At 66.9% G+C, this 15,384-nt stretch carries 13 protein-coding genes; 7 read left to right on the forward strand and 6 right to left on the reverse strand.

Annotated elements, in window-relative coordinates; all coding sequences use genetic code 11:
- Window positions 1-104: 104 nt before the first annotated feature.
- The 6 genes from CAG46_RS00965 to CAG46_RS00990 are packed head-to-tail and all read right to left on the reverse strand — an operon-like array spanning window position 105 to window position 9,003.
- Complete coding sequence (locus CAG46_RS00965) at window positions 105-578, reverse strand: chemotaxis protein CheW (protein WP_025340902.1); 474 nt, start codon at window positions 576-578, stop codon at window positions 105-107.
- A complete protein-coding gene (locus CAG46_RS00970) occupies window positions 571-5,523 on the reverse strand; it encodes an Hpt domain-containing protein (protein ID WP_085614663.1) in 4,953 nt (1,650 codons plus the stop codon). Before CAG46_RS00970 ends, CAG46_RS00965 begins: the two co-directional genes overlap by 8 nt.
- Before the next feature lie 48 nt (window positions 5,524-5,571).
- A complete protein-coding gene (locus tag CAG46_RS00975; protein WP_025340904.1) occupies window positions 5,572-7,626 on the reverse strand; it encodes a methyl-accepting chemotaxis protein in 2,055 nt (684 codons plus the stop codon).
- Window positions 7,627-7,637: 11 nt separating this feature from the next.
- Window positions 7,638-8,192 carry a chemotaxis protein CheW gene (locus CAG46_RS00980; RefSeq protein ID WP_025340905.1) on the reverse strand — a complete coding sequence of 185 codons (555 nt, stop codon included), beginning with the start codon at window positions 8,190-8,192 and terminating at the stop codon, window positions 7,638-7,640.
- Window positions 8,189-8,554, reverse strand: coding sequence for a twitching motility response regulator PilH (pilH, locus tag CAG46_RS00985; RefSeq protein WP_025340906.1), 366 nt, complete (start codon window positions 8,552-8,554; stop codon window positions 8,189-8,191). Before pilH ends, CAG46_RS00980 begins: the two co-directional genes overlap by 4 nt.
- A 47-nt stretch (window positions 8,555-8,601) precedes the next feature.
- A complete protein-coding gene (locus tag CAG46_RS00990; RefSeq protein WP_003257770.1) occupies window positions 8,602-9,003 on the reverse strand; it encodes a PleD family two-component system response regulator in 402 nt (133 codons plus the stop codon).
- Between the two features lie 252 nt (window positions 9,004-9,255).
- Between CAG46_RS00990 and gshB the strand changes: the two genes are divergently transcribed.
- The 7 genes from gshB to CAG46_RS01025 all read left to right on the forward strand — a co-directional run bounded on the left by gshB (window position 9,256) and on the right by CAG46_RS01025 (window position 15,237).
- The gene (gshB, locus tag CAG46_RS00995) at window positions 9,256-10,209 is read left to right on the forward strand and encodes a glutathione synthase (protein WP_085587811.1); all 954 of its coding nucleotides are present in this window, start codon (window positions 9,256-9,258) and stop codon (window positions 10,207-10,209) included.
- 91 nt (window positions 10,210-10,300) lie between these two features.
- A complete protein-coding gene (locus CAG46_RS01000; RefSeq protein WP_013974528.1) occupies window positions 10,301-11,206 on the forward strand; it encodes an energy transducer TonB in 906 nt (301 codons plus the stop codon).
- A 171-nt stretch (window positions 11,207-11,377) separates the two neighbouring features.
- Complete coding sequence (locus tag CAG46_RS01005) at window positions 11,378-11,947, forward strand: YqgE/AlgH family protein (protein WP_015272081.1); 570 nt, start codon at window positions 11,378-11,380, stop codon at window positions 11,945-11,947.
- Complete coding sequence (gene ruvX, locus CAG46_RS01010) at window positions 11,947-12,384, forward strand: Holliday junction resolvase RuvX (protein ID WP_013974530.1); 438 nt, start codon at window positions 11,947-11,949, stop codon at window positions 12,382-12,384. The genes CAG46_RS01005 and ruvX overlap by 1 nt, the downstream gene beginning before the upstream one ends.
- A gap of 49 nt (window positions 12,385-12,433) precedes the next feature.
- Window positions 12,434-12,952, forward strand: coding sequence for a bifunctional pyr operon transcriptional regulator/uracil phosphoribosyltransferase PyrR (gene pyrR, locus CAG46_RS01015; protein ID WP_025340908.1), 519 nt, complete (start codon window positions 12,434-12,436; stop codon window positions 12,950-12,952).
- A 12-nt stretch (window positions 12,953-12,964) separates the two neighbouring features.
- Window positions 12,965-13,969, forward strand: coding sequence for an aspartate carbamoyltransferase catalytic subunit (locus tag CAG46_RS01020; protein ID WP_003257774.1), 1,005 nt, complete (start codon window positions 12,965-12,967; stop codon window positions 13,967-13,969).
- Window positions 13,966-15,237, forward strand: coding sequence for a dihydroorotase (locus CAG46_RS01025; protein ID WP_075046592.1), 1,272 nt, complete (start codon window positions 13,966-13,968; stop codon window positions 15,235-15,237). The genes CAG46_RS01020 and CAG46_RS01025 overlap by 4 nt, the downstream gene beginning before the upstream one ends.
- Window positions 15,238-15,384: the final 147 nt, after the last annotated feature.

Below are 15,384 nucleotides of genomic sequence, written 5' to 3' on the forward strand. Positions count from 1 at the left end.
TCTTCGCGGGTAAACCCGCTCCCACAGAGATCCCACAATGCCAGAGGGCGGTGCCCTACCTGTGGGAGCGGGTTTACCCGCGAAGAGGCCCTGTGCCTTGCATCCTACCCAAGCTCAGGTTGCAGTTCCGCGTCACGCACCAGCCGTTCCAGCGCAGCCAGGTCCGGCACCCGTGCCACCTGCTCACCCACCTGCACCGCCGCCAGCTCCAGGCGACCCAGCGCCACGTCCACGTAGTTCAGCTGGCTGTCGAGCTTGCACGAGCGCGGTATGTCCTGCAGCAACAACGCCAGGTAACGCAGGCCGGTATCACCCAGGGCATTGAGCACCACCACGCGGGCCCGCTCGCCGCAGGGCGTCTCGCCACCGCACGCGGCTTCGAAGCCGATCAGCGGCAGGCGCTGCTGGCGCCAGTCGATCCAGCCCAGGTGCCAGGCCGGCTCGCCGCGTTGGCACACCAGGTTGCGCTGGCCACTCAGTTCGGCCACCGCCACGTTGGGCAACACCAGGGTACGGTCGCCCAACGGCAGCAAAAGCCCGGTCAGGCTGCTGCGCTGGCCGGCGATCAGTTCAAGCATGGGTCTGGCTCCAGTGGGCAATGCTCTGCAACAGGACCGACTCCTGGTACGGCTTGCCCAGGTATTCGTTGACGCCGATGGCCATGGCACGGTCGCGGTGCTTCTGCCCGGTGCGCGAGGTGATCATGATGATCGGCAAGTCTTTCAAGCGCTCGTCACGGCGGATGCGTGTGGCCACCTCGAAGCCATCCATGCGCGGCATCTCGATGTCCAGCAGCAACACATCGGGGCGGTGTTCTTCCAGCAGTGCCATGGCATCGACCCCGTCCTTGGCCGTCAGCACACTCATGCCGTGGCGCTCCAGCAGGCGGCTGGTGACCTTGCGTACGGTCACCGAATCGTCCACCACCATTACCAGCAACGCCCGCCGTGGCGCCGGGCCGAACACCTGGCGCCGGGCCGCACCGCCACCCGGCAGGCGCGCCAGGCGCCGCTGCTGGCCACGCAACTGGCCCAGCAGGTCGAGAATCAGTACCACCCGGCCATCGCCCAGCAGCGTTGCCCCCGACAACCCGGCAACCGCGGCAAACTGCGGCCCCAGGCTCTTCACCACGATCTCGCGGCTGGGCGACAGGCTGTCGGCCTGGATGGCGAACGACTGCTCCTGGGAATGCACCAGCAGCACCGGCAGCGGCACGCTCTGCCCGAGCAATGCCGGGCGCGGCATGCCCTGCAGCAGTTCACCCAGGTAGCGCAGCTCGTATTCGTGGCCAGCGTACACATAACGCGGGGCGTCCAGCTGGTAGCACGCCGCCAGTTCGGCCGGCGGCACGCGGACGATGCCCTCGATGGTGTTCAGCGGAATGGCGTACTGCTCTTCGCCCAGGTGCACCATCAGCGCACGGTTGACCGACACGGTGAACGGCAGGCGGATCAGGAAGCGCGCGCCCTTGCCCTGGGCCGACTCGATACTCATCGAGCCACCCAGTTGCTTGACCTCTTCGTGTACCACGTCCATGCCCAGGCCACGCCCGGAAATCTGAGTGATCTTCTCGGCAGTGGAAAAGCCCGGGCGCAGGATGAACTGGAGGATCTCGTGATCGCTCAATTGCGCCTGCGGGTCCAGCAGGCCGCGCTTGATAGCCTTGCGGCGCACCGCTTCCAGTGGCACGCCGGCACCGTCGTCAGTCATTTCGATAACGATGTCCGCGCCTTCGTGCAGCAGATTCAGGTGAATGGTGCCCTGCTCCGGCTTGCCGGCGGCCAGGCGCATTTCGCGGCTTTCCAGGCCATGGTCGACGGCGTTGCGCAGCATGTGCTCCAGCGGCGCCACCATACGTTCGAGCACGCTGCGGTCCAGTTCGCCCTCGGCATTGCCCACCACCAGCTCCACCTGCTTGCCCAGTTCGCTGGCCACCTGCCGTACCACGCGCTGCAAGCGTGGCACCAGGCGCTCGAAGGGCACCATCAGGGTCGCGGTCAGGCCTTCCTGCAGCTGGCTGTTCACCCGCGCCTGCTGCTGCAGCAGGCTGTAGGCTTCCTGGGCGCGCTGTGCCAGGGTTTCCTTGAGGTCGAGCAAGTCCGAGGCAGACTCGAACAGGGCCCGCGACAGCTGCTGCAGTTGCGAGTGGCGGTCCATTTCCAGCGGGTCGAAGTCGTCATAGGCATCGCCTTCGAACTGCTGCCGGCTGGACATCCGCCCTTGGGTCTCGATATCCAGGCGCAGCAACTGGTCGCGCATGCGTTCGAGGGTGGTTTCCATCTCGTTGAGGGTGAACTGCGCATCGTTGACCTGCTGCTCGATGCGCCCACGGATGATCGAGTGCTCACCGGCCAGGTTGCCCAGCTCGTCGAGCAACTCGGCATCGACCTTCACCATGTCGCCCGGCGCCCGCTCCGGCGCCGCCGCCGGCGCCTCACTGGTCGCGGCCTCGACCGGCCCCTGGCCCGCGGCGCTGTCGGCCAGGGCCGAGAAGCTGAAGTTACGGATGTAGTCGATCAGCGCAGTGGCGGCATGCAACGGCTGCCCCAGGCGCACGGCATCGAGCATGTGCGCCAGGCGGTCATGGCAGTTCTGCAGCAAGGCGAACAGTGGCGCGCTCGGCGGCATACGGCCAGCGGCCAGCAGCTCGTAGAGGAACTCCAGTTCGTGGGCCAGATCGCCGATCGGCGCAATTTCGACCATGCGCGCCACACCCTTTAGGGTGTGCAGGTCGCGCATCAAGTTGTCCACCTCCACACTGTTGCGCGGGTCGGCCTGCCAGCGCGCCAAAGCTGCGGCGGCACTCTCGACGATGTCCGAGCTTTCTTCGAGGAAGACTTCCAGCAGCTCTTCGCCTGGGCTTTCCGGCTCTTCGATCAGCGGCTCGGCCACAGCCGGCAGCAGAGGGTTGTGCGCCGGCCCCAGGCCAAGGGTATCGGCCAGGTCCATGTCCGGGTGCAGCGGCGTGACCGTGTCGATGCCCACCAGGCCAGTGGCCTCCGGTGCCAGAGCCTGGCCCAGCAGGTTGCGCAGGCTGTCGACCAGCTCCGGCCTTGGCGGGATGTCCTGCCCGGCCGCCACTTCGTCGAGCATGTCCAGCAGGGCTTCATGGGCCCGCTGCACGTGGGCGAAGAAGCGCGCATCGGCGGGCAGGCTGCCCTCCTCCACGGCGCCGTACAGGTCGAGCAAGGCCTCGCACACGTCATCCATCTGCCACAGGTCGGCCAAGTGTGCGGCATGGCCCAGGGTGGTCAGTTCGTCGAGCAGGGTGTCCAGCGCATCGCGCTGGCCGGGCTGTTCCTGCCAGCGCGACAGCAACGACTCGGCATCCAGCAGGATATCCATGGCCTGGGCCAGGAAACTGGCGATCAACTGCGGGTCGCGCTTGCTGCGCCGCGCATGCTGCGGGTCGTCATGCAAGCTGGCCAGGTGCGCGTCCACCGCCTGGCCGACCTGCTCGATCAGCTCCGCGGCACCGGGGATGGCCGCCAGCGGCGTGCTGTCGAGTTGCGCCAGGCCCAGGTGGAACAGCGAGCGAGCAGCTTCCAGCCATTCGATCTCAGCCATTTGCAGGGGCAGTTGGTGGCCCTTGTATTCACGAGCCAGGCGGTCGAAGGCGGTGGCCAGTTCGGCGACCGGCATCACCCCGGCCATGGCGGCACTGCCCTTGAGCGTATGCAGGGCGCGCTGCAGGCCATCGCTGACCTGCGTATCGTGGCCGTCGGCGCCCTGCAGGAAAGCATCCAGGCTGGCCAGGTGGCCCTGCGCCTCGCTGCGGAAGATGTCGAGCAATTGCGGGTCTAGGCCGTCGATGTCGGCCGCCACCGGGGCATCGTTTTCGGCCAGGGCATGCAGGTGCCCGGCCAGTTGCTCGATTTCCGTCAGTTGTGGCAGCTGGCCGGCGGCAAAGTCGGCCAGCAGGTCGGGCAGGTAGACGAATGCCTGCTGCAGGGCCACCACGCCTTCCGGGCTGAGCACGCTACGGCCCTCGAGTACCCGGTTCAGCAGGTGCTCGGCGCCCCAGGCCAGCTCGGCCACCGCCTCGGCATGCACCATGCGGCCGCTGCCCTTGAGCGTATGCAAGGCGCGGCGCACTTCTCCCAGTGCCTCGCGCTGCTGGTTGTCGGCACGCCAGCGCAGCCAGTGGCGCTCGATTTCCGGCAGCAGCTCACCAGCCTCGTCGAGAAACACTTCACGCAACTCGTCATCGATGCCATCAGCGCTGCCATCGTGACCTGCGGTGGCCTCGACCAGCGAGCAGTGCACACCCAACGTCGCCAGGCTGGCGCGCGCCATGTCGATGAAGGGTTGGCCATCCGCCAATGGGTCCGCCACCCGCCATTGCAGGTAGCATTCGGCGGCGCTCAGGGCTTCGGCCAGGTGGGTCAGATCGTCGGCTGGCGGCTCCACTTCCAGGTGCTGCAGCCAGCGCTGTACATAGCTGGCGCAACCGGCAAACAGCTCGGCCACGGCCGGCAGCATCAACATCGCCAGCGCACCGCGAATCTGCTGCAACAGCCCTGGCAAGGGTTGCAGGCGTTGCCGCGGCCAGCCGGACTCCAGGCAATCGCCGATCAGGTCCTTGGCCTGCTGCAGCACGTTCAGCGACTCGTTCAACACCAGTTGGCGGATTTCGGCCAGGTCCGAGCCCGGCAGGCCGCCCTGGCCGTTTTCCTCCAGCGGGCCGACCATGCCATTGAGCGTGGCCTCCACGTACAGCAGGGCCCCCGCTACATCCATCAACACCGCGTCGTCCACGGCCCGCTCGCCCTGGGCCAGGGCCTGCAACGCCAGCACCTGGTCGATGATCACCCGGCGTGGCTGCTGGAAGCCAAGCACCGCCAGGGTGTCGGCCACGTGGCGCAGCGGTGCCAGCAGGGCATCGAGCTGCTCGCTGTGCTGGCGGTCACTGCGTACGAACTGGTCCAGGCGCTCCTTGATGCGCATCAGGTCGTCGCACAGCGCGGTCACCACCGAGCGCAGGGCATCGCGGCCCGGCCCGGCCTGCAACTGCTCGCGCCAGTTGCCCAGCGACAGGTCGAGGTTGGCCAGGTCGTCGGCACCGGCAAAGCGTTGAGTGGCGCCGCTGATCAGGCTGGCCTGGGCCAACGGCTCCTCGCCACGGCAGGCACGCAGCTGGTTGAGCAGCGGCAGCATCACCAGTGGCAGGTCGTGGCGGGCGCCGCGCAGGCGCTCCAGATACGACGGCAATTGCTCCAGGCCGCGGAACAACGCGCCCAGGCAATCACCGCGGGGGCTGACCTGGCCATCGGCCAGGGCCCTGGCGAACAGCTCCAGTTCTTCAGCCAGGCGCGTGGCGCCGCGCAGTTCGAGCATGCGCAGGCAGCCGTGCACCTGGTGCAGGTTGTCGACCACGAATGCCAGCATCGACAGGTCGCCAGGCTCGCCGGCAAAGCGCTCCAGCGCCTGGCGCGCCTGGCCCAGGCAGTCGAGGATGGCGGCCTTGGTCCAGGCCAGCGCCACTGTGTCGTGGCGCTCGGGGCTTACAGCTGCTACAGCCATGGGCACTCCTCGGCGCGGCTTTTCAGTAGAGCTCATCAGTAGGGCTATTCACTTGGGCTCTGCTGGTGGCGGCAGGGTGAACCCGGACACCGAACGGCGCATCTCGCTGGCCATGCGTGCCAGGTGGCGGATGCTGTCGGCGGTGGCGCCGGAGCCGGCGGAGGTCTGCGCGGTAATCTGCTGGATGACTGCCATGGTGTGGGAGATCTGCCCGGCAGACGAAGTCTGCAGCTGGGCGGCATCGGAGATGCTGTGGATAAGGTCGGCGAGGTTCTGCGATACGCCTTCGATCTCGGCCAGCGCCACCCCGGCATCCTGGGCCAGGCGGGCACCGCGCACCACTTCGGCGGTGGTCTGCTCCATGGAGATGACCGCCTCGTTGGTGTCGGCCTGGATGGTGCGCACCAGCGCTTCGATCTGCCGGGTGGCCGACGACGAGCGCTCGGCCAGGCGCTGCACTTCGTCGGCGACCACGGCGAACCCACGGCCGGCCTCGCCGGCCAGCGAGGCCTGAATCGCCGCGTTGAGGGCGAGGATGTTGGTCTGGTCGGCAATGTCGTCGATCAGGCTGACGATGTCGCCAATTTCCTGGGAAGACTCACCGAGGCGCTTGATCCGTTTGGCGGTGTCCTGGATCTGCTCGCGAATGTTGTCCATGCCGTTGATGGTGTTGTGCACCACCTCGTTGCCCTTGTTGGCGATCGCCACCGAGCGCTCGGCAACCTTGGCCGACTCGTAGGCATGTGCCGAAACCCGGTCGATCGACTCGACCATGTCGCCGACCGCCTCGGATGCCTCGCTGATCTGCTCGGCCTGGTGTTCAGAGGCCTTGGCCAGCTGGCGTGCGGTGTTCTGTGTGTCCTGCACGGCGGCAGCGACCTGCACGGCGCTGTGGTTGATGGTGGCGACCAGGTCGCGCAATTGGTCCACGGAATAGTTGATCGAATCGGCAATGGCGCCGGTGAAGTCTTCGGTCACCGATACGGTCACGGTCAGGTCGCCGTCAGCCAGCTCTTCGATTTCGTCGAGCAGGCGCATGATCGCCTGCTGGTTGCGTTCGTTCTTTTCCGCCGTCTCGCGCAGCTGTCGGTTGGTGGTGCGCACCATGACCAGGCCGATGAGGATGATCGAAGCCAGCGCCAGCAGGCCCAGGACATAGCCGCCGACAGTGTCGAGGGTGCGCCCGCCGGCCAGGTTCTCGAAACCGTTGGCCAGGTGCGAGGCCTCGTCGAGCAGGGTTTGCGACAGGCTGAAGATGTTGCCGGCAGCCTCGCGTACGCGGAACAGTTCTGGTGAGGTTTCGAGGATTTCATCCACCGAGCCGGCAACGAACTGGAACAGCTCGGCAATTTCAGCCAGGCGCGCACGGGCGTCGGCGTCCTCGACACGGGTCACCTGGATCGCCGCGCTGCCACTGAGCATGCCTTCCAGCACTTGGCCGAAGCGCCCGGCATCACGGCCAAAGGCATCCGCCGCCTGGGCCGCGGTGTCGTCACCGGCCAGCACAGTGTTGACCGAGCCGAGGATGCGTTCGGCCAGCAGCAACTGGCGCTGGGCCACCGCCACCTGGCTGGCCGGGGCGCCGCTCTGCAGCAGGATCTCGACCACTTTCTCGTATTCCACCTGCAATTGCGGCACGGTCTCGGCCAGGGTCGCCGCCACCTGGTGCAGCGACAGCACGGTCTGCTCGCTGGCCAGGATGGTATCGGTGTTCTTGCGCAGGTTTTCCCAGTCGCGGCGTACCGCTTCCATCTCGTCACGCACCATGGGCGGCGCGGGTGGCAGGCCGGTGGACTTGTCACCTTCACGCAGGTAGCCCCAGCGCCGTTCGAAATCGTTGCGCGCGTCCGACAGCAGCTTGAAGGCCAGGGCCTTGCCGGTGGCGGCTTCGGTGGCGTTCTTGGCGATGCGCTGCGACAGCACCCGCAGTTCGCCGGCGTGGCCGATGTACTGCTTGTCGTAGTTGGACTGGGTGTTCAGGTAGGCAAAGTTGGCGAACAGCAGGATGATCGACAGGATCAGGATCAGGAACAGCACGGTGATCTGCGCGATGCTGCGGGTACGTGGGGTCACGGTGGTGACGGGGGTGGCAGGCTTGTTCACGTTCGCAGGTCCTATAACGCCACATCGAGAAAGCCCGGCGCCTGGGCCAGGGCGAAGGGGCTGAAGATCGCCCAGTTGCGTTCACGCGGGAAGTGCCCCTGCACGAAACGTGCAGCGGCGCGAATCAGCGGCTGTGGTGGCGACAGTTGCAGGCTGTCCAGGGCAAAGTGCTGCAGGCCCAGCACCTCGTCCACCAGCAGGCCGACGAACAGGTCCTCGTGGTCCAGCACCAGCACCCGCCGCTGCTTGCCCGGGGCGGCGTGACCCAGGCCGAAGAAGCTGCTCAGGTCCATCACCGGCAACAGCCGGCCGCGCAGGTTGGCTACCCCGCACACCCACGGCTGCACGCCGGGGACGCGGCTGCTGCGCGGCTCGCGCAGCACCTCGGCCACCTCGCCCATGGGCGCGACGAACCATTGCCCGGCAATGCGAAAGCCGATGCCGCTCCACTGTTGCAGTCGGTTGTCCTGCGGCGGCTGGTCGGCGACCAGCAGGCGGCAGCGCCGGTCGATGTCCAGCAACAACTCGAAGGCGGTCAGCGACGCGCCCTGCGGGCGGGTGGTCAAGCCCCCAGCACTTCTTTGAGCTTGGCGATCAGCGCGTCCTCTTCCACCGGTTTGGTCAGGAAGTCACGAGCGCCCTGGCGCGTGGCCCAGATACGGTCGGTTTCCTGGTCCTTGGTGGTGACCACGATCACCGGGATGGCGCTGGTTTCCGGGTCCTTGCTGAGCTGGCGGGTGGCCTGGAAGCCGTTCATGCCGGGCATGACGATGTCCATCAGCACCGCGTCGGGCTTGTCCTGCCGGGCCAGGGCCACGCCATCGGCACCGTTGTTGGCCTTGAGCACCTGGTAGCCGTGCTTTTCCAGCCATTCGGTCAATCGGTACATCTCTGTCGGCGAGTCGTCGACAATCAGAACTCGGGCCATGCTGGTTCCCCATCAGGAAAGAAAGACCGTGCCATGGCGGGGCGCGGTCAGGGTGCGTGTTGTTGGGCTGCGGCAAAACCGGGCACGTGGGCGCGGATCGCGTCGAGCAGTTCTTCCTTGCTGAACGGTTTGGTCAGGAACTGGTCGGAGCCGACCACCCGGCCGCGGGCCTTGTCGAACAGGCCGTCACGTGACGACAGCAGAATGACCGGGGTGTCCTTGAAGGCACTGTTGTGCTTGATCACCGCGCAGGTCTGGTAGCCGTCCAGGCGCGGCATCAACACATCGACGAAGATGATGCTGGGCTGGTGGTCGACGATCTTGGCCAGGGCATCGAAGCCATCGCTGGCGGTGATCACCTCGCAGCCCGCTTCACCGAGCAACATCTGCGCGGTGCGGCGGATCGTGCGCGAATCGTCGATCACCATCACCTTCAGGGGTTGTTCCATCTGTTGGGCTACCATTTGCCGAAATCCTGGGGCCGTTGTGGGAGCGGCCTTGCCGGGGCGCCGGACCGGTCGGAAAGGGCTGCGCAGCAGCCCCCATGGGCCTGTCATTCAGCACTATGACTGGCATTTTTAGCACACTCCGGGTGGCCGTTCCATCTGCGGCGCCCCTTGACCGGCGGCGTTCACGGCGCCACCCTGAGCCACTTTTCTTTCGATCCATCGCGGCCACGCGCCGCCAAGAGGAACCACCCCATGAGCGTTCGCCTCGGCATTGTCATGGACCCCATCGCGTCCATCTCCTACAAGAAGGACAGCTCGCTGGCCATGCTGCTGGCCGCCCAGGCACGCGGCTGGAGCCTGTTCTACATGGAACAGCGCGATATGTACCTGGGCGCCGGCCAGGCGCGTGCGCAGATGCGCCCGCTGAAAGTGTTCGCCGACCCGGCCCGCTGGTTCGAGCTGGGCGAGGAGCAGGACAGCGCGCTGGCCGAGCTGGACGTGATCCTGATGCGCAAGGACCCGCCCTTCGACATGGAGTTCGTCTACAGCACCTACCTGCTGGAGCAGGCCGAGCGCGAAGGCGTGCTGGTGGTCAACCGCCCGCAGAGCCTGCGCGACTGCAACGAAAAACTGTTCGCCACCCAGTTCCCGCAGTGCATGGCGCCGACCCTGGTCAGCCGCCGTGTCGACATCCTGCGCGAGTTCGCCAACAGCCGTGGTGACGTGATCCTCAAGCCGCTGGACGGCATGGGCGGCGCCTCGGTGTTCCGCCACCGCAAGGACGACCCGAACCTGTCGGTGATCCTGGAAACCCTGACCCAGCACGGCAACCAGCAGATCATGGCGCAGGAATACCTGCCGCAGATCGTCGACGGCGACAAGCGCATCCTGATGATCGACGGCGAGCCGGTGGACTACTGCCTGGCGCGTATCCCGGCCAGCGGCGAAACCCGTGGCAACCTGGCCGCCGGTGGCCGTGGCGAAGCACGCCCGCTGACCGACCGCGACCGCTGGATCGCCGCCCAGGTCGGCCCGACCCTGCGCGAGAAGGGCCTGATGTTCGTGGGCCTGGACGTGATCGGCGACTACCTCACCGAAATCAACGTCACCAGCCCCACCTGCATCCGCGAGATCGATGCCGCCTACAACACCGATATCGGCGGGCAATTGATGGATGCCATTGATCGCCAGCTGAAGGCACGCTGACCGCCGACGCACGGCAACAACCCAGAGTGGGGTATGATGCGGGTCCTTTTGGCCTGGCCTGCTACCCCGCCCTGCGGTTGCTGGAAACCTGATGACGCTGCCCGCTGACATCCCCGCCGACCTGCTGCCCCCCCGTGTTCGCCCGGTGGACCGGCTCGGCTTTACCCTGTTCCTGGCTGCCCTGGTGCACCTGGCGCTGATCCTCGGCGTCGGCTTCAGCGTGGTCAAGCCTGCCGAAATCCGCCACACCATGGACATCACCCTGGCCACCTTCAAGAGCGAGAAACCGCCGGAGAAGGCCGATTTCCAGGCCCAGGACAACCAGCAGGGCAGCGGCACCCTGGACAAGAAAGCGGTGCCCAAGACCACCGAACTGGCCCCGTTCCAGGACAGCAAGATCAACAAGATCACCCCGCCACCCGCCGCGAAGCCCGAGGTGGTACCGCCCCCTGTACCGCAGAAGTCGGCGGTAGTGACCACGGCGCCCAAGCCACAGAAGGTCGAGCCCAAGCCCAGGGAAAGCAAGCCGCAGCCCAAGCCGGCAGCCCCGGCACCGGACTTCGACAGCTCGCAGTTGTCCAGCCAGATCGCCAGCCTGGAGGCGGAGCTGTCCAACGAACAGCAGATGTACGCCAAGCGCCCGCGCATCCATCGGCTCAATGCCGCCTCGACCATGCGCGACAAGGGGGCCTGGTACAAGGAAGAGTGGCGCAAGAAGGTCGAGCGGGTGGGCAACCTGAACTACCCCGACGAAGCGCGCCGGCAACAGATCTACGGCAACCTGCGCATGATGGTGTCGATCAACCGCGATGGCTCGCTGTACGAGGTGCTGGTGCTGGAGTCGTCCGGGCAACCGGTGCTGGACCAGGCGGCGCAGCGCATCGTGCGGCTGGCGGCGCCGTTTGCGCCGTTTACCGGGGACCTGGCCGAGTTTGACCGGCTGGAGATCATCCGCACCTGGCGCTTTGCCCGTGGGGACCGTTTGTCCAGTAACTGACCTGCGGCATTACGCGGTCCCTGTGGGAGCGGGTTTACCCGCGAAAGCGTCCGACTAAGCGACATCATTGCCTGATCTGGCGCATTCGCGGGTAAACCCGCTCCCACAGGGAACGCGCAAGCCTCGTTACGCACCTTGTCAGCCTCGCCACCTGGCGCCACACTATCCCCCATGAAAACCCTCACGCCGAGCTACCTCAAGCATCAGTTCCTGATCGCCATGCCGCACATGGCCGATCCGAACTTCGCCCAGACCCTCACGTACATCGTCGAGCACAACGCCCATGGCGCCATGGGCCTGGTGGTCAACCGGCCGCAGGAGCTGAACCTGGCCGACATCCTCGAGCAGCTGCGCCCAGACGAAATGCCACCGGCCAGCACCTTGCAGGTGCCGATCTACCAAGGTGGCCCGGTACAGACCGACCGTGGCTTCGTGCTGCACAGCAGCGAATGCAGTTTCCAGGCCACCGTGGCGCTGGAGGGGCTGTCGCTGACCACCTCGCAGGATATATTGCTTGCCATCGCCGCCGGGGTAGGCCCGAAACAGAGCCTGATCACCCTGGGCTATGCCGGCTGGGAAGCGGGCCAACTGGAAGCGGAGCTTGCCGACAACGCCTGGCTCAACTGCCCGTTCGACCCGGAAATCATCTTCGGCCTGACCAGCGACCTGCGCCTGGAGGCCGCCGCGGCCAGCCTGGGGATCAACCTGAACCTGCTGACCAGCCAGGCGGGCCACGCCTGATGGCCGAACTGCACCCTGAACTGCGTCTGCTGCTGGGCTTCGACTACGGCAGCAAACAGATCGGCGTGGCCGTCGGCCAGGTGGTCACCGGCCAGGCCCGCGAGCTTTGCACCCTGAAGGCACAGAACGGCGTGCCGGACTGGGCCCAGGTGGAAAAGCTGATTGCCGAATGGAAGCCCGACGCCATCGTCGTCGGCCTGCCGCTGAACATGGACGGCACCCCCAGCGAAATGAGCGCCCGCGCAGAAAAGTTCGCCCGCCGCCTGAACGGCCGCTTCAACCTGCCCGTGCACACCCACGACGAACGCCTGACCACCTTCGAGGCCAAGGGCGAGCGCATGGCCCGTGGCGGCCAGCGCGGCAGCTACCGCGACAACCCGGTCGATGCCATCGCCGCCGCCCTGTTGCTGCAAGGCTGGCTGGAGGCCAATACCTGATCATCTTTGCCGCCGGGCCCGCCCGGCGCACCCTTCCGAGGAGCCTGCAATGAGCCTACCCGATCCAGCCGAACTGATTCGGCAGATGGCCGTCGACCTTCGCGCCCACCTGGCCCGCCGGGCAATTACCGAACCACGCTACATCGGCATCCGCACCGGCGGCGTCTGGGTTGCCCAGGCCCTGCAGGAAGCCATGGGCGACACCAGCCCCATGGGCACTCTGGACGTGTCGTTCTATCGCGACGACTTCAGCCAGAACGGCCTGCACCCGCAAGTGCGCCCGTCCGAGCTGCCGTTCGAGGTCGAGGGCCAGCACCTGGTGCTGGTGGATGACGTGCTGATGAGCGGCCGCACGGTGCGCGCCGCGCTCAACGAACTGTTCGATTATGGCCGCCCGGCCAGCGTCACCCTGGTCTGCCTGCTGGACCTGGATGCCGGCGAACTGCCAATCCGCCCGAATGTACTCGGCGCCACCCTGTCGCTGGCCGCCCATGAACGGGTAAAATTGACCGGACCCGCACCGCTCGCTCTCGAGCGCCAGGACCTCGCCTCCGCTTCCGCCCTTTAAGAGTCCCCCGCGATGACGCCAATCGACGCCAAGCGCCCGCTGCAGCTCAATGATCAGGGCCAGCTGCGCCACTTCCTCTCGCTCGACGGTTTGCCCCGCGAACTGCTCACCGAGATCCTCGACACCGCCGACTCCTTCCTGGAAGTCGGTGCCCGGGCCGTGAAGAAAGTCCCGTTGCTGCGCGGCAAGACCGTGTGCAACGTGTTCTTCGAGAACTCCACCCGTACCCGTACCACCTTCGAACTGGCGGCCCAGCGCCTGTCGGCCGACGTGATCAGCCTGAACGTGTCGACCTCCTCGACCAGCAAGGGCGAGACCCTGTTCGACACCCTGCGCAACCTCGAAGCCATGGCCGCCGACATGTTCGTGGTGCGCCACTCCGATTCCGGGGCCGCGCACTTCATCGCCGAGCACGTGTGCCCGGAAGTTGCCGTGATCAACGGCGGTGACGGCCGCCATGCGCACCCGACCCAGGGCATGCTCGACATGCTCACCATCCGCCGCCACAAGGGCAGCTTCGAGAACCTGTCGGTGGCCATCGTCGGCGACATCCTGCACTCGCGCGTGGCCCGCTCCGACATGCTGGCGCTGAAAGCGCTGGGCTGCCCGGACATCCGCGTGATCGGCCCGAAAACCCTGATCCCGATCGGTATCGAGCAGTACGGCGTGAAGGTGTACACCGACCTCGCCGAAGGCCTGAAGGACGTCGACGTGGTGATCATGCTGCGCCTGCAGCGTGAGCGCATGGCCGGTGGCCTGCTGCCCAGCGAAGGCGAGTTCTACCGCCTGTTCGGCCTGACCACCGCGCGCCTGGCCGGGGCCAAGCCCGACGCCATCGTCATGCACCCGGGCCCGATCAACCGCGGCGTGGAAATCGAGTCGGCGGTGGCCGACGGCAAGCACTCGGTGATCCTCAACCAGGTCACCTACGGCATCGCCGTGCGCATGGCCGTGCTGTCCATGGCCATGAGCGGGCAGAACGCGCAACGTCAATTCGACCAGGAGAACGCCCAGTGACCATCAGTATTCTCGGCGCCCGGGTCATCGACCCCAACAGCGGCCTGGACCAGGTCACCGACCTGCACCTGGACGGCGGCCGCATTGCCGCCATCGGTGCCGCCCCGGCCGGCTTCAGCGCCAGCCGCACGATCCAGGCTGATGGCCTGGTCGCCGCCCCCGGCCTGGTCGACCTCGGCGTGTCCCTGCGCGAGCCGGGCTACAGCCGCAAAGGCAACATCGCCAGTGAAACCCGCGCCGCCGTCGCCGGCGGTGTCACCAGCCTGTGCTGCCCGCCGCAGACCAAGCCGGTGCTGGACACCTCGGCCGTGGCCGAGCTTATCCTTGACCGCGCCCGCGAGGCTGCCAACAGCAAGGTCTACCCGATCGGCGCCCTGACCAAGGGCCTGGAAGGCGAGCAACTGGCCGAGCTGGTGGCCCTGCGCGACACCGGCTGCGTGGCCTTCGGCAATGGCCTGAAGGAGATCCCCAACAACCGTACCCTGGCCCGCGCCCTGGAATACGCCGCCACCTTCGACCTGACCGTGGTGTTCCACTCCCAGGACCGCGACCTGGCCCAGGGCGGCCTGGCCCACGAAGGCGCCATGGCCAGCTTCCTCGGCCTGCCGGGCATTCCGGAAACCGCCGAGACCGTGGCCCTGGCGCGCAACCTGCTGCTGGTGGAACAGACCGGCGTGCGTGCGCACTTCACCCAGATCACCAGCGCCCGCGGCGCGCGCCTGATCGCCCAAGCCCAGGCCCTGGGCCTGCCGGTGACCGCCGATGTGGCGCTGTACCAGCTGATTCTCACCGACGAATCGCTGCGCGAGTTCTCCAGCCTGTACCACGTGCAGCCGCCGCTGCGCACCGCCGCTGACCGAGACGGCCTGCGCGAGGCGGTGAAGTCGGGGGTGATCCAGGCGATTTCCAGCCACCACCAGCCGCACGAGCGCGACGCCAAGCTGGCCCCGTTCGGCGCCACCGAGCCGGGCATCAGCAGCGTCGAGCTGCTGCTGCCGCTGGCCATGACCCTGGTGCAGGACGGCCTGCTCGACCTGCCAACCTTGCTGGCCCGCCTGAGCAGCGGCCCGGCGGCGGCCCTGCGCCTGCCGGCCGGCGAGCTGAAAGTGGGTGGCGCGGCCGACCTGGTGCTGTTCGACCCGCAAGCCTCGACCGTGGCCGGCGAGCAGTGGTTCTCGCGCGGCGAGAACTGCCCGTTCATCGGCCACTGCCTGCCGGGTGCGGTGCGTTATACCTTGGTCGATGGGCATGTCTGCCACGAGGCCTGACAAAGCGCACACTCGCTTTGTGTAGGAGCGGTCTTGTGTCGCGATCGGGCCGCAAAGCGGCCCCAGCTAATCTTGCATGATGCCGAGATCCTGGGGCTGCCTTGCAGCCCTTTCGCGACACAAGGCCGCTCCTACATCGACCGAGTA

Origin of the sequence: Pseudomonas sp. B23(2017) (genome assembly GCF_002113725.1) — a bacterium.
Classification (GTDB): Bacteria; Pseudomonadota; Gammaproteobacteria; order Pseudomonadales; family Pseudomonadaceae; genus Aquipseudomonas; species Aquipseudomonas putida_Z.